General features: G+C 70.0%; 9 protein-coding genes. 3 read left to right on the forward strand and 6 right to left on the reverse strand.

Going from position 1 to position 12,725, the window contains the following annotated elements; translation table 11 throughout:
* Positions 1-235 precede the first annotated feature (235 nt).
* The 3 genes from V1318_RS19715 to V1318_RS19725 form a co-directional block, all read right to left on the reverse strand.
* On the reverse strand, positions 236-952 hold the full coding sequence (locus V1318_RS19715; RefSeq protein WP_332941474.1) for a pirin family protein: 717 nt from the start codon (positions 950-952) through the stop codon (positions 236-238).
* Positions 953-957: 5 nt separating this feature from the next.
* Complete coding sequence (locus tag V1318_RS19720) at positions 958-1,551, reverse strand: YceI family protein (RefSeq protein ID WP_332941475.1); 594 nt, start codon at positions 1,549-1,551, stop codon at positions 958-960.
* A gap of 75 nt (positions 1,552-1,626) precedes the next feature.
* Positions 1,627-2,214 carry a malonic semialdehyde reductase gene (locus V1318_RS19725; RefSeq protein ID WP_332941476.1) on the reverse strand — a complete coding sequence of 196 codons (588 nt, stop codon included), beginning with the start codon at positions 2,212-2,214 and terminating at the stop codon, positions 1,627-1,629.
* A gap of 107 nt (positions 2,215-2,321) precedes the next feature.
* On the opposite strand from V1318_RS19725, the gene V1318_RS19730 reads away from it, so the two are divergent.
* Positions 2,322-3,311 carry a mitochondrial fission ELM1 family protein gene (locus tag V1318_RS19730; protein WP_332941477.1) on the forward strand — a complete coding sequence of 330 codons (990 nt, stop codon included), beginning with the start codon at positions 2,322-2,324 and terminating at the stop codon, positions 3,309-3,311.
* Positions 3,312-4,036: 725 nt separating this feature from the next.
* On the opposite strand, the gene glnE is transcribed toward V1318_RS19730, so the two are convergent.
* From glnE to V1318_RS19745, 3 genes are all read right to left on the reverse strand, one after another.
* Positions 4,037-6,868 (reverse strand): bifunctional [glutamate--ammonia ligase]-adenylyl-L-tyrosine phosphorylase/[glutamate--ammonia-ligase] adenylyltransferase, encoded by a 2,832-nt coding sequence (gene glnE, locus V1318_RS19735; RefSeq protein WP_332941478.1) that lies wholly within the window; start codon positions 6,866-6,868, stop codon positions 4,037-4,039.
* Between the two features lie 146 nt (positions 6,869-7,014).
* Entirely contained in the window at positions 7,015-8,364 is a 1,350-nt protein-coding gene (locus V1318_RS19740; RefSeq protein ID WP_332941479.1) for a S8 family serine peptidase, read from the reverse strand.
* A 325-nt stretch (positions 8,365-8,689) separates the two neighbouring features.
* Positions 8,690-10,294 carry an FAD-dependent oxidoreductase gene (locus V1318_RS19745; RefSeq protein ID WP_332941480.1) on the reverse strand — a complete coding sequence of 535 codons (1,605 nt, stop codon included), beginning with the start codon at positions 10,292-10,294 and terminating at the stop codon, positions 8,690-8,692.
* Positions 10,295-10,516: 222 nt separating this feature from the next.
* Here V1318_RS19745 and V1318_RS19750 point away from each other — a divergent pair, with 222 nt between their 5' ends.
* Together V1318_RS19750 and V1318_RS19755 are read left to right on the forward strand one after the other, a co-directional pair.
* Complete coding sequence (locus tag V1318_RS19750; RefSeq protein ID WP_332941481.1) at positions 10,517-11,095, forward strand: hypothetical protein; 579 nt, start codon at positions 10,517-10,519, stop codon at positions 11,093-11,095.
* Between the two features lie 16 nt (positions 11,096-11,111).
* The gene (locus V1318_RS19755) at positions 11,112-12,545 is read left to right on the forward strand and encodes an XVIPCD domain-containing protein (RefSeq protein WP_332941482.1); all 1,434 of its coding nucleotides are present in this window, start codon (positions 11,112-11,114) and stop codon (positions 12,543-12,545) included.
* Positions 12,546-12,725 lie beyond the last annotated feature (180 nt).

Raw genomic sequence — 12,725 nt, forward strand, 5'->3', positions numbered from 1 at the left:
GGTAGGGCCCTCGTCCGCGCCGCGTGCGGCCACGCCCGCTGGCGCGGGTGGGGAAATTGAAACCCCGTTACTGAGCCCCTCTCCGGCAGGGGTTGGGGTGCGGGGCGGCGCAATCCCGCAACTCCGACCTTGTTCGCCGTCCCCTCCGCCCGCAGCCCGTCCTGAACCTGACGAAGGGGCCCTGCTCCCGTTGGCGGGAGAAGGGAGCGCTTGTCGCGTCAACTTGAAGGCCGATTTACTGCACGGGCAAATCGAAGAACAGCACATTGGCCGGCTCGACGCCCAGCCCGACGATACGCAGCGCACCGCTCTCCTCGCGATACCCCAGCGCATCGCCCGCGCGCAGGCGCCGACCATTGGCCTCGACCTCACCCTCGGCCACGTGCAACCAGTACAACCGTGCCGGATCGAGTTCGTGCCGCACGCCCTCGCCCTTGGCCGGGCGCGCACCGCGCAACCAGGCCTGCTGACGGATCGCGATGCTGTCCTGCGCCCCATCGGGCGAGGCCAACAAGGTCCAACCGTCGCTACCGACCTCGCCGCCACCCGCTTCGCGTTGCGCGTAGGCGGGTTGGGCGTTGAGACGATCGGGCTGAATCCAGATTTGCAGGAAGTGCACCGGCTGGGCGTCGGAAGCGTTGAATTCGCTGTGCTCGACGCCGTGGCCGGCGCTCATCCATTGCAGCTCGCCGGGGCGGATGGTGCCGCCCCCGCCGCTGCTGTCCTGGTGCGCCAGGCCGCCGCTGAGCACGTAGCTCAGGATTTCCATGTTGGCGTGGCGGTGCGGCGAGAAGCCCGCGCCGGGGGCGACGCGGTCCTCGTTGATCACGCGCAAGGGGCCGAAGCCCATCCAGGCCGGGTCGTAGTAACCACCGAAGGAAAAGGTGTGGTGGCTGTCCAGCCAACCGGCCTGGACGCGGCCGCGATCCGCGGAAGGGCGTTCGACGATCATGGCGCTTACTGCTTCGCCGCTTCCGGCTTGGGCACGATGGCTTCGGTGGTGATGTGGATCGTCACCTCGTCGCTGACGTTGGGCACGTACTTGCCGACGCCGAACTCGCTGCGCTTGATCGTGGTGCTGGCATCGAAGCCGGCCGCTGCGCGCTTGGCCATCGGCTGCTCGCCGACCTTGTTGATGGTCACGTCCAGCACGACCGACTTGGTCACGCCATGCACGGTCAGATCGCCGGTCACCTTGAGCTTCTTGTCGCCCGCGGCATCGACCTTGGTGCTCTTGAAGGTGATGTTCGGGTACTTGGCGGCATCGAAGAAATCTTCGCTGCGCAGATGTTCGTCGAAGGCGGCGACGTGCGAGTTCAGCCCGGCCAGCGGGATGGTGACCTCGACCGAGGACGCCGACGGCTTGGCCGGATCGTAGGTGATGCTGCCGTCGACCTGGCCGAAGTGGGCGACCGGGTTGGAGAAGCCGAAGTGGCTCCAGCCGGCGACGACGTCGGTGTGGTTGGGATCGATCTTGTAGGTCAGCGGAGCGGCCGTGGCGGCGCCCGCGAAGGCGAGAGCGACGGCGGCGGCGAGCAGGAAGCGCTTCATGGCGGGAAATCTCCGGGTGGGGCCCTAGGGCCGGTCTGTGCGGGGCGTACTACGGGAAAGCGAAACCGACGCGGATCACAGGATCTGCGCGACCTCGTCGAACGACAAGCGCGGCGAACGCGGGAACAGCTTGGAGGCGTCGCCGTGGCCGAGGTTGATCAGGAAGTTGGACTTGATCGGCGTGCCGGCGAAGAAGGCCTCGTCGACCTTGGCGTTGTCGAAACCCGACATCGGGCCGGCATCCAGGCCCAGTGCGCGCGCGGCCAGAATCACGTAGGCGCCCTGCAGGCTGCCGTTACGGAACGCGGCGGCGCTGCGGCCTTCGCGCGGACCGTCGAACCAGGCCTTGGCGTCGGTGTGCGGGAACAGGTAGGGCAGCTTCTCGTGGAAGTCCTCGTCGTGGGCCACGATCACCGTCACCGGCGCCTTCATGGTCTTCTCCAGATTGCCCTCCGACAGCGCCGGGCGCAGCTTCTCCTTGGCCTCCGGGGACTTCACGAACACGTAGCGGCCGGGCGACATGTTGGCGCTGGTCGGCGCCCACTTCATCAGGTCGTACAGGGCGCGCAGGGTATCGTCGCTGACGTCGCCGCCGAGCTCGTTATGGGTGCGGGCGGTACGGAACAGCTGGTCCAGGGCGGCATCGGACAAGGTCGAGGACATCGGGTTCTCCAAGAGGTGCCGGAGCGGAGCGCCGCGGCCAAGGCGGGAAGTGTAGAGTCCGGGCCGTTAAGCAAAGCCGCCATCGCCGGAACGGATTGATAGCACCAGTGCAACAAACCAAGACATCGAGCCCGGTTATACCCATAAGCGAAACTCTGATCCTGAGCGACGGCCATGCCGGCAACGTCCGCCAGGCCCAGGCGCTGGCGGCCGCATTGGGCCGGCCGGCACGGGAATTCGTGTTGCAAGCGCGGGCGCCCTGGACCTGGGCCGCGCCACGCCGCCTGCCCGGCGCCGAGCGCGCTTTCGGCGCAGCCTTCGCCGATGTGCTGGCCGCGCCGCCGGCGCTGGCGATCGGCTGCGGCCGCCAGGCCGCGCTGGCGACCCGCCTGCTGCGCACGCGCGGCGCGCAGGCGGTGCAGATCCTCGACCCGCGCATCGACAGCCGCCACTGGGACCTGGTGATCGCGCCCGAACACGACGGCCTGAGCGCCGCCAACAGCCTGTCCCTGCTCGGCAGCCTGCACCCGGTCGACGACCTTTGGCTGGCCGCCGCGCGCAGCGCCTTCCCGGCTTTCGGCGTCCTGCCCTCGCCGCGCACCGCGCTGCTGCTGGGCGGCCCCAGCGCGCATGCCGCGTTCGACGCGGGCAAGTTCGAAACCCTGATCGCGCAGGCGGCCGCCCTGGTCGAGCGCGAGGGCGGCAGCGTGCTCGCCACCGCCTCGCGGCGCACCCCCGCCGGCGTGCGCGAGCACCTGCGCGCGCGGTTCGCGCGCGTGCCCGGCGTGGTCTGGGCCGGGCCCGAGGACGGCGCCAACCCCTACGCCGGCCTGCTCGGCTGGGCGGATCGCGTGGTATGCACGGCCGATTCGGTCAATCTGTTGTCGGAAGCGGCCGCGACCACGGTGCCGCTATATATCGCCGGGGTCGAAGTCCTCAGCGGTCGCCCGCGCCGCTTCGTCGACACCCTGCTCGCCAGCGGCCGCGCGCGCGTCTTCGCCGGCTCGCAGATGCTCGATTCCTATGCGGTCACGCCCTTGCGCGAGACCGCGCGGATCGCGGAAGAGGTGCGGCGGCGTTTGCGGTTGGGGGCTTGAACCACCTTCGTCGATAAAGTCGGCGGGGTCGGCACCGCCCCCGCGCAGCCACCCGACCCCGCGCGACGATGCGGTTCGCCTGCGGCTCACCACATCCTACGAACTGCCTCCGCCGCGGTTTGCGGTTTGCGGTTTGCGGTTTGCCGTTGCCGTTGCCGTTGCCGTTGCCGTTGCCGTTGCCGTTGCCGTTGCCGTTGCCGTTGCCGTTGCTGCGGTATTGAAGTCCAAAACCTCCGCACTCACACGAGCAACCGTAGACCCGAAGGGCGGCGCGCAGGACGCGCGCCGTTTTTCGATAGGACAGGGATGTCCTATCGAAAAATCCCGGCGCCTGCCAAGCACTCGCAAGGGAGGTTTGGTCACGCTAGCCCTTCTCTTTGGTTACTTTCTCTTGGGCCAGCAAAAGAAAGTGACCCGCACGCGCAGCGGGCGGAAGCCGTTGACCTTCGTAGCCCCCCCCGCAGAGCAAGGGCAACAGCAAATCCTCCCCAACCCTCCTTTGATAAAGGAGGGAGCCAAGGGCAAGAGAAAGTGACCCGCACGCGCGGCGGGCGGAAGCCATTGATCCAAAGCAAAATCCGACGCCCTGCGGATCTCAACAAGACTCCAGCCAGCGCCCTGGCCGCAAGTTCGCGATCGCGGCTAACGCCGCTCCTACAGAAAGCACATGCGCAGCGCTAGTAACTCGCCGACCTTCGGCTTCCGAACAGCCGCCCCAACACGAATCACTCGAACGCCAAGCCCTGCGCCCTCGCCGCCACCCGAATCGCCGCCCGCGCCCCCTCCACTCCTTCGTCCAGCGCCACCCGCCGCGCGCGCCGATCCAGCGTGCAATCCAAACCGCGCGCCAGCAACGTCGCGTGCGCCGATCGCAACGACGCCGCGGCCGCCTCGTCCAGCACCCCCACCACCTGCGCGATCCCGATCAACCCCGGCGTATCGCGCGGCGCCAGCAAGGCCGCATGCGCATGCGACTCGCGCAGCACCAGCGCCTGCAGCAGGAATTCCAGATCGACCAGACCGCCCTCGCCCTGCTTGAGGTCGAAAGCCGCCGCATCGCTGCGGTCCAGTTCGGCGCGCATGCGCAGGCGCATCGCGCTCACGTCCTCGCGCACCTTGACCGGATCGCGCGCGCCGACCAGGGTCCGCGCGCGTACGCGTTCGAAATCCTCGCGCAGCCCGGGATCGCCGGCGACGCCGCGCGCGCGCACCAGGGCCTGGTGCTCCCAGGTCCAGGCGCGTTCGCGCTGGTAGTCGGCGAAGCTGCTCAGCGACGACACCAGCAGGCCTTTGGCGCCGTCCGGGCGCAGGCGCACGTCGACGTCGAACAAGCGCCCGGCCGCGGTCACCGCGCCCAATAGCGCCACCACCTTCTGCGCCAGGCGCGCGAACCAGCGCACCGCTTCCAGCGGACGGACGCCATCGGAGTGCATGCCTTCCATCGCGGCGCCGTCCGCGCGCGGCGCGTCGTAGAGGAACACCAGATCCAGATCGGAACCGAAGCCCAGCTCCTCGCCGCCGAGGCTGCCGTAGCCGAGCACGACGAAGCGCGAACCCGGCACGCGTCCGTGCGCGGCGGCGACCTCGCGTTCGGCCAAGGCGAGCACGCGCAGGACCACGCCGTCGGCCAGCCAGGCCAGCTGGCGCGCGCTTTCCTCGGCGGTCTGGCGGCCGTCGCGCAGGGCCAGGGCGATGCGGAAGCTCAGGGCCTGGCGCACTTCGTTCAAGGCCTGCAGGGTGGCCTCGGTGTCGTCGCCTTCGTCGACCTCCTCGCAGGCCGCGATCAGTTCGAGGCGGCCCGGCAGCGGCCCGGCCACGCGGGCGTCCAGCAACTCGTCCAGCAGCAGCGGATGCGCGGCGAGGCGCTCGGCCAGCAGGGCGCTGCGGGTGACGGCCTCAAGTAGCCTCGCCAGCGCGGCTGGTTGCTCGTCGAGCAGGGCCAGGTAGGCGCTGCGGCGCAGGATGTTGTGCAGCAGCGCGAGCAGGCGCTTCAAGGCCAGCATCGGCTGCGAGGACACGGCCGCGCCCTGCAGCAGCGCCGGCAGCACCCGGTCCAGGCGCGCGCGCGCGCCGTCGGAGAGGCCGCGCACGCCGGGGCTGCGGGCGAGGTCGCGCAGCAAGGTGTCGGCCGCGGCGGCGTCCTCGAAGCCGGCGTCGGCCAGCACCTCGGCCGCGCCCGCGTCGGGCAGCGCGCGCCAGTACACGGTCAGGGCGTTGGGCGCGACCACGCGCCGGCGCGGCGCGAGCAGGGCGTCGAACTCGGCGGTGATGCGGGCGCGGCGCGCGTCGAGATCGGCGCGCAATCCGTCCCAGTCCGCGTAGCCCAGGCCCTGGGCGATCCGCGCGCGTTCGGCTTCGGCCTCGGGCAGGGCGTGGGTCTGCGCGTCGCGCAGCATCTGCAGGCGGTTCTCGAGCCGGCGCAGGTAGCGATAGTCGTCGGCCAGGGCGGCGCCGGCGGCCTCGCCGATCTGGCGCTGCGCGATCAGCTCGCGCAGGGCCGGCAGCAGGCGGCGGCCGCGCAGTTCCGGTTCGCGGCCGCCGCGGATCAGCTGCAGGGCCTGGACCAGGAATTCGATCTCGCGGATGCCGCCCGGGCCGCGCTTGATGTCGTCGGCCAGCTCCTTGCGCGCGACCTCGGCGCTGATCGCGGCCTTCATCGCGCGCAGTCCGTCGAGCGCGCCGAAATCCAGGTAGCGCCGGTACACGAACGGCCGCAGCGCCTCCAGCAGGCGTTCGCCGGCGTCGAGGTCGCCCGCCACCGGGCGCGCCTTCTGCCAGGCGTAGCGTTCCCAGTCGCGGCCCTCGCGCTGGAAGTACTGCTCCATCGCCGCGAACGACCAGGCCAGGCGGCCGGCATTGCCGTAGGGACGCAGGCGCAGGTCGACGCGGTGGCAGAAGCCGTCGGCGGTGACTTCGTCGAGCAGGCGCGCCAGCTGTTGGCCGAGCTTGGCGAAATAGTTCTCGGCGTCGAGCGCGCGCGCCGGATCGCGGCCGTCGTGCTCGGTGCTGCCGTCGTGTTCGTAGGCGTAGACCAGGTCGACGTCGGAGCTGAAATTGAGTTCGGCGCCGCCGAGCTTGCCCAGGCCGAACACCACCAGGCGCTGCTGCGCGCCGTCGCGGTCGCGGACCACGCCGTAGCGCTGCGCGAACTCGGCCTCCAGGGCATCCAGCGCGCGCTGCAGGCAGATCTCGGCCAAGGCGGTGCTGCCGGCCAGGGTGGCGTCGACTTCGTCCAGGCCCAGCGCGTCGCGCCAGATCAGCCGGGTGGAGCCGGCGGCGCGGTAGCGCCGCAGCAGGCTGCCCCAATCGGCGCGCTGCTCGGGCAGCAGTTCGGGCGCCGGCCAGGGCGCGGCGCCGTCGTCTTCGGCCAGCGCGCGCAGCAGGGCGGGCTGGCGCGCCAGGGTATCGACGGCGAAATCGCTGATCGCCGCGACCCGCGCCACGCGCGCGGCCAGGTCGGGATCGGACAGCGCGGCGGCGGTTTCGGGCGCGGACGCGCGCAGGCGCGCGAGTGCGCGCTCGCCGGCGTCGGCCCAGGCAACGGCGGAATCGGACATGCGGCGATGATGGCATGGCCGCCGCCGCGCCCAGTAGCGCGCGCGCAAGGCGCGAACAAAAAACGGACGCCCGCCGCACGTGTCGGTCGGGCGTCCGCATCGCCGCGCCCGGTCACCACGGCCGCGGCGCCCCTGCGGGGTGGCTGCTAACGCAGCGAATCGTCGGCGTTCACGCGGCCCTTGCCGAAGAACTCGTCGATGCCGGGGCTGCCGAGATCGGCCGCGCCGTGCTTGAGCGCATCCTCCACGCGCGATACTTCCAGCTCGCCGCCGTTGGCGCCGATGACCAGCGCGGCGACGCCGGCCGCATGCGGCGAGGCCATGCTGGTGCCGCCGGCCCAGGAGTAGCCGCCGGTGCTGTCGCTGAACACCAGGTCGAACACCCAGCACGGCCGCAACAGGCCGGCGACGGTGCAGTTCTCGTTGCCCGGATACGCCGCATCGCCGCCCGGCGCGGCGAACACGACCGTGCCCTTGCCGTAGTTGGTGTAGCTGGTCGGGATGTCGAGGTTGGTGTCGAAGTTCAGGGCCCAGCCGATCGGCGCGGTCGCGGCGATGCCGACCACGCCCTCGACGCCGCCCGGGAACGACATCAGGCGGTTGCCGTCGGCGTCGGTCTCGTGGTCGAAGTCGATGGCTTCGTTGCCCGTGGACGCGATCACGATGGTGTTGTTCTGGCGCGCGTGCAGCACCGCCTTCTGCACCGCCTTGATCAGATCCTTGGTATCGGCGGCGATCGGCAGGCCGCCGGTCACGCCCAGGCTCATGTTGACGACGTCGGCGCCGTTGTCGGTGGCGTAGACGATGCCCTGCAGGATGCCGGCGAAGCTGCCGCTGCCGGTGAACTCGGACAGCACCTTGACCGCGAAGAACTTGGCCGACGGCGCCACGCCGATGATGCCGACGCCGTTGTCGGCCGCGGCGATCGTGCCCGATACGTGGGTGCCGTGGTTGAAGGCCGGGAACGGCCGGGTCGCGCAGGCGCCCTCGCCGGCCACGAACGAGGCGTTCAGGCTGGTCAGCAGGTTAGGCACCAGGTCCGGATGCGCGCAGTCCACGCCCGAATCCAGCACCGCCACCACCGCGCCGGCGCCGCGGTAGCCGCGCGCCCAGGCGTCGGTGGCGCGGATCGCGGTGTGGCCCCATTGCAGGTCGAAGCGGGTGTCGTTGTCGCCGGTGTTCGGCGGGCTGGCGGCGTTCTCGCCCAGGCTGAGTCCGCTCACCACCATCGGTTGTTCGAATTGCAGGACCTTGTCGCGCGCGGCCGATTCGATTTCGCTCAACTTCAGCGCGCGAGCGGCGAAGCTGTCGTCGGCTTCGACGATCGCCACGCCGATTTGCGGATAGCGCGCCGTCACCTGTCCGCCAGCGGCGGCGATCTTGTTCGCGAGCGCGGCGCTGAAGTTCCGCGCTTTCGCCTGTACCACGTAAGTCGCCGCCTGCGCATTGCCCGCGACCAGCGCGGCGATGCACAAGGCCAATCTCCAACGTTTCATAGCCCATCTCCTGGATAAGAGTGACTTACGTCACGGCCCCCATGCCAGCGCAGCCTAGGCCGGTGCGCAGGGGGTCTCAAGGCACGGATTCGCGGGCGAAAGCGGCCACCGTATGTCGCGCGGAGCGCGCGGAGATGGATCGTGTGTGCAGGCGCGTGCGCGGGCGGGCCAAATCCCGGGCAATAAAAAAGCCCGCCCCGGTCGAACCGGTTGCGGGCCTGCTCCCTCCCCCACGTCGGGATGCGGGGCGATCGTGAAGGAAACGTTATCCCCTTTGCACGCTGCACTGCAAAACGATACCCGCCAGTTCAAAAAGCCCCGGTTTTCAGGCAGTTACCTGAATAGGGCGCGCACCGCGCCGGAACTCGCTCAGACGCAGCTGCGCCAGGACCGCGCGCGCCGCGGTTTCGCCCGATTCGCAGCCGCCTTCCATGAAGCCCTGGGTGTCCAGCGCGCAGTGTTCGCCGGCGAAATGCAGGCCGCCGACCGATTCGCCCATCGCCCCGCGCAGCCCGGTCCAGTCGCCCGGACGCAGGCAGGCGTAGCTGCCCAGGGCCCAGGGATGGCTGGGCCAATGGAAGCGCACTTCGCGCGCGCCGGCGCGGGCCTGGCTCAGCCCCGGGAACACCCGTTCCAGCGCCGCGGTCGCGGCGTCGGCCTGGGCGCGCGCGCTGCCCTGGCCGAGCTCGATGCCGTGCCGGCCGCCGGTGAAGTTGGTCAGCACGCCGCCCGCGCCGGCCTGCTTGCGCGAGGTCTCCCAGCTGGTCTGATAGCTCAGATCGCTCATCGAGGCGCCGTTGGCGCCGTGCTCGCGCCAGACCCGGCGGTCGTAGCCGATCATCAGCTTGGCGTTGCTGCCGTAGGCCAGGGTGTCGATCGCGCGGCGTTTGACCGGCGGCAGCTCGGCCTGGATCGCGACCTGGCGCAGCAAGGTGAACGGCAGCGCCAGCACCACCTGCCTGGCGAACACCCGGCGCGAACCGGCGCCGCTGCGCAAGGACAGCGTGTAGCCGCCGCGGCTTTCGGCACGCACCGACTCCAGCACCTGCCCGGTCTCGACCGCGTCCTCGAGTTTGGCGCCCAGCCCGCGCACGATCAGGTCGTTGCCGCCGCGCACGTGGTAGCGCTCGTCGCTTTCGCCGAACACCGAGAAGGCGTCGTCGCCGGTGCCGATGAAGGTCAGCAGGTTCAGCGCCGACTGCTGTTCGATCTCCAGGCCCATCTCGGTGGTGTAGGCCACGTCGATCAGCTTGCGCAGCCAGCCGCCGACCTGGTGGGCGTCCAGCCATTGCGCGATCGACAGCGCGTCCAGCGCCTGCGCGCCCTGGGCGTCGCGGTAGGTGATGTCGCCTTCGCCCAGGCGCGCGAGCTCGCGCTCGATCAGGGCCGCGACCGGCACGAAGGCCTCGACCAGTTCGCGCTCGCCGATGCGGCGGCCGTCGAAGTACCAGCGGTCGGCGCCGCTGTCGCCGTCGAGCAGGTCGTCCAGGCTCAGGCCGAGCTCGCCGGCCAGGGCGCGGATGCGCGTGTGGTTGCTGTCGATCAGCTCGCCGCCGAGCTCGATCACCTGGCCGTCCGGAAAATGATCGCGCAGGCTGTGCATGCGCCCACCGACCCGGCCCTGCGCCTCGAACACCCGCACCCGCACGCCGGCCTGGCGCAGCCGCCAGGCCGCGGTGAGGCCGGCGATGCCGGCGCCGATCACCACCACTTCCTCGCCCGGCGCGGTCAACGCGCGCGGCGGCGCCTGCGCGCAACCCGCCAGCACCAGGCCGGCGCCGGCGCCCTGCAACAGGCGGCGGCGGCGCAGGTCGGTGCGGCGTTCCTGAGCGAACTGCTGCAGCTCGTCCACCGGCTGCGGCGTATGCAGGGACGCGCGCGCGATCCGGGCCGCGCGACGCAATAAGGAGTACAGGGGCGTGCGGGCCATGGGCGCTTCCTCGGCGGGTCCTGGACAGGCAACGCAGGCCGGATCGGCTTCAGGCCAGAGACGGTTTTCGCTGTCCTGGACGACACGGTTCTGTCGTTGTTAGGGGTCAACGCATGTTCTATAACTGGGAAGCCCCTAGCGTCCAAGGAGGAAGCAGACGCCATGCCGCCGCCCCGCAGCAGATCCCTCTTCGCTTCCCTACGCACCTGGTGTGCGCTGCCTTTGGGCAGCCTCGCCCTGGCCGCCTGCGCGCATGTGTCGCAGGGCGAGCCGACCGACAAGACCACCCTCAAGGAGGAACCCATGAGCACCACCGCCAATCCCCAGCTGACCGGCGACGAAGTCAGCCGGCGCGTGCTGAAGCTGATCGAGGGACTCAAGTCCAGCGATCAGCTCACCCCCGAATACATCGAACAGCAGACCGGCCTGGCCATCCAGCGCGCGGCGGGCCGCCCCGACTCGTTCGGCACCGGCGCCCAGCTCACGCCCGACTGGTCCTACAACCTGTACGTGACCAAGCCGGCCGGCGAAGACAAGAACAAGCTGATCTTCGACTTCTCGCGCACCGGCGACGGCAACGCGCCGATGAGCGCGATCTGCGGAGTCGACTTCAAGCAGTACGCCGAAGCGCTCAAGGGCATGGGTTTCCAGGACAGCGTGAGCTACGGCGAACACGGTCGGGTCGACCATTGGCGCTTCCAGCGTCCGTCGCTGTCGCTGCAGGTCTACGTCGAAGGCGAGTCCGATGCGAGCCCCGAGAAGGCCACCCACCACTGCGTGAAGATGATCACGGTCGAATAAGGGAAGGAGTCCCGACATGCCCATCAGCACGGAACTGCAGAAGCTCATCGACGACTTCGGCAAGCAGACCGGCGTCAGCGCCGAGGCGGTGACCAACCTCAAGGCGACCATCGACGGTTCGCCCGCCCTGACCTCGCAGCTCAACGACGCCGTCAAGGACGGCCACCTCAAGTCCTTCGGCGCGCTCACCGATCCGCACGCGGGCGGCGCCTACCGCAGCGGCGACCAGACCATGCTGCTGCCGATCAAGGGCCTGGAGAAGGCGCCCGGAGGCAGCTACGACGCCGGCAACATGACCTTCGTGCTCGGCCACGAAGTGCAGCACGGTTTCTTCCGCACCGATCGCACCACCGCGCTGGCGACCTTCGCCACCGACGCCACCGCGATGGCCAAGAGCCCGGCCGCGGTGCACGACTACACCGGCATCGTCGGCAGGATGATCCAGACCAACCGCGACGACGAGGCCAAGGCCCACATCGCCGGCTGGAACGCGCTGGTCGGCAACGTGCGCCAGACCAAGCCCACGGCCACGCTCGAGGACGTCTATCTGAAGTCGCCCGGCCGCGCCGGCGATTTCATCAACCGCAGCGGCACCGCGCCCAACTTCACCTATGCGATGAAGCCCGACCTGACCGTCGGCGCCGACCTGTCGATGGCCCAGAGCGCCGACAACATCAAGGCGATGGGCAAGTACTACTTCGACATGCCCGGATCGCAGGCGCGACTGGGCCACAACGGCAATTCCGACTACGCCAACTACTACGGCGCCAGCTACGTCAGCTTCATCAGCCAACTCGAGCACGCGCACGGCAAGACCGCCGACGGCAGCAAGCCGGCGGTGCATCTGAACATGACCCAGCTCAAGCTCAACGAAAGCCTGATGGAGCAGAACGGCATCGACCTGGGCGCCAACTCGGCCGGCCGCCAGCCGTATGTCGACATCAGCACCAGCACGCCCAAGGCCGGCAATTTCGATCACACCAAGACCACCCACACCGCGGTGCCGATCAACTCGCCGCTGGAAGCGCTGTTGCAGGACACGCACTCGCATATCCGGGTCGATCCGCGCAGCAGCGAGCATGCCGACCACAAGCTGTTCTCGGGCATCCGCGAAAAGGTCGAGGGCGAGTTCGCGCGCCACGGCCGCAGCATGTCCGAGGGCGAACTCGACCGCATCGCCGCCGGCATGACCGTGGAAGGCAAGCGCAACGGCATCACCAGCCCCGACCACGTCGCCCTCAGCGTCGACCCGGTGACCAAGGAAGTCGGCAAGACCGCGTTCCTGGTCCAGGGCGGGCTCACCGATCCGGCCCATGTGCGCGTCGGCGTGCCGACCGACAAGGCGCCGTCGGCGGAGGAATCCTTCCGCCAACTCGATGCGCTCAACCAGGGCCAGACCCCGGCCCAACCGGCGCCGCCGAAGGAGCAGCGCCAGGCGCCGTCGATGTAAGACGGTGGCGACCGTCCGTCGGTGCCACGGCATCGGCGGTCGGCGCGGCGGGGACGCGCGCACGCGCGTTCCCTGTCGGTTTCCGCTCGCCCGACCTCGCCCGCGCGCGATGCGCCCGCGCGTAAGTGCTCGGCGAACCTGCGATTCCGGACCTGCGCCGCGGCATCGATTGCGGCGCCG

This window comes from Lysobacter sp. CCNWLW3 (assembly GCF_036697405.1).
Lineage (GTDB): Bacteria > Pseudomonadota > Gammaproteobacteria > Xanthomonadales > Xanthomonadaceae > Lysobacter.

What these genes read in the sequence shown, in the direction of transcription:
- V1318_RS19740 (WP_332941479.1), bottom strand. Translation starts at nt 8,364, where the DNA reads ATGAAACGTTGGAGATTGGCCTTGTGCATCGCCGCGCTGGTCGCGGGC.
- V1318_RS19715 (WP_332941474.1), bottom strand. Translation starts at nt 952, where the DNA reads ATGATCGTCGAACGCCCTTCCGCGGATCGCGGCCGCGTCCAGGCCGGT.
- glnE (WP_332941478.1), bottom strand. Translation starts at nt 6,868, where the DNA reads ATGTCCGATTCCGCCGTTGCCTGGGCCGACGCCGGCGAGCGCGCACTC.
- V1318_RS19720 (WP_332941475.1), bottom strand. Translation starts at nt 1,551, where the DNA reads ATGAAGCGCTTCCTGCTCGCCGCCGCCGTCGCTCTCGCCTTCGCGGGC.
- V1318_RS19755 (WP_332941482.1), top strand. Translation starts at nt 11,112, where the DNA reads ATGCCCATCAGCACGGAACTGCAGAAGCTCATCGACGACTTCGGCAAG.
- V1318_RS19725 (WP_332941476.1), bottom strand. Translation starts at nt 2,214, where the DNA reads ATGTCCTCGACCTTGTCCGATGCCGCCCTGGACCAGCTGTTCCGTACC.
- V1318_RS19745 (WP_332941480.1), bottom strand. Translation starts at nt 10,294, where the DNA reads ATGGCCCGCACGCCCCTGTACTCCTTATTGCGTCGCGCGGCCCGGATC.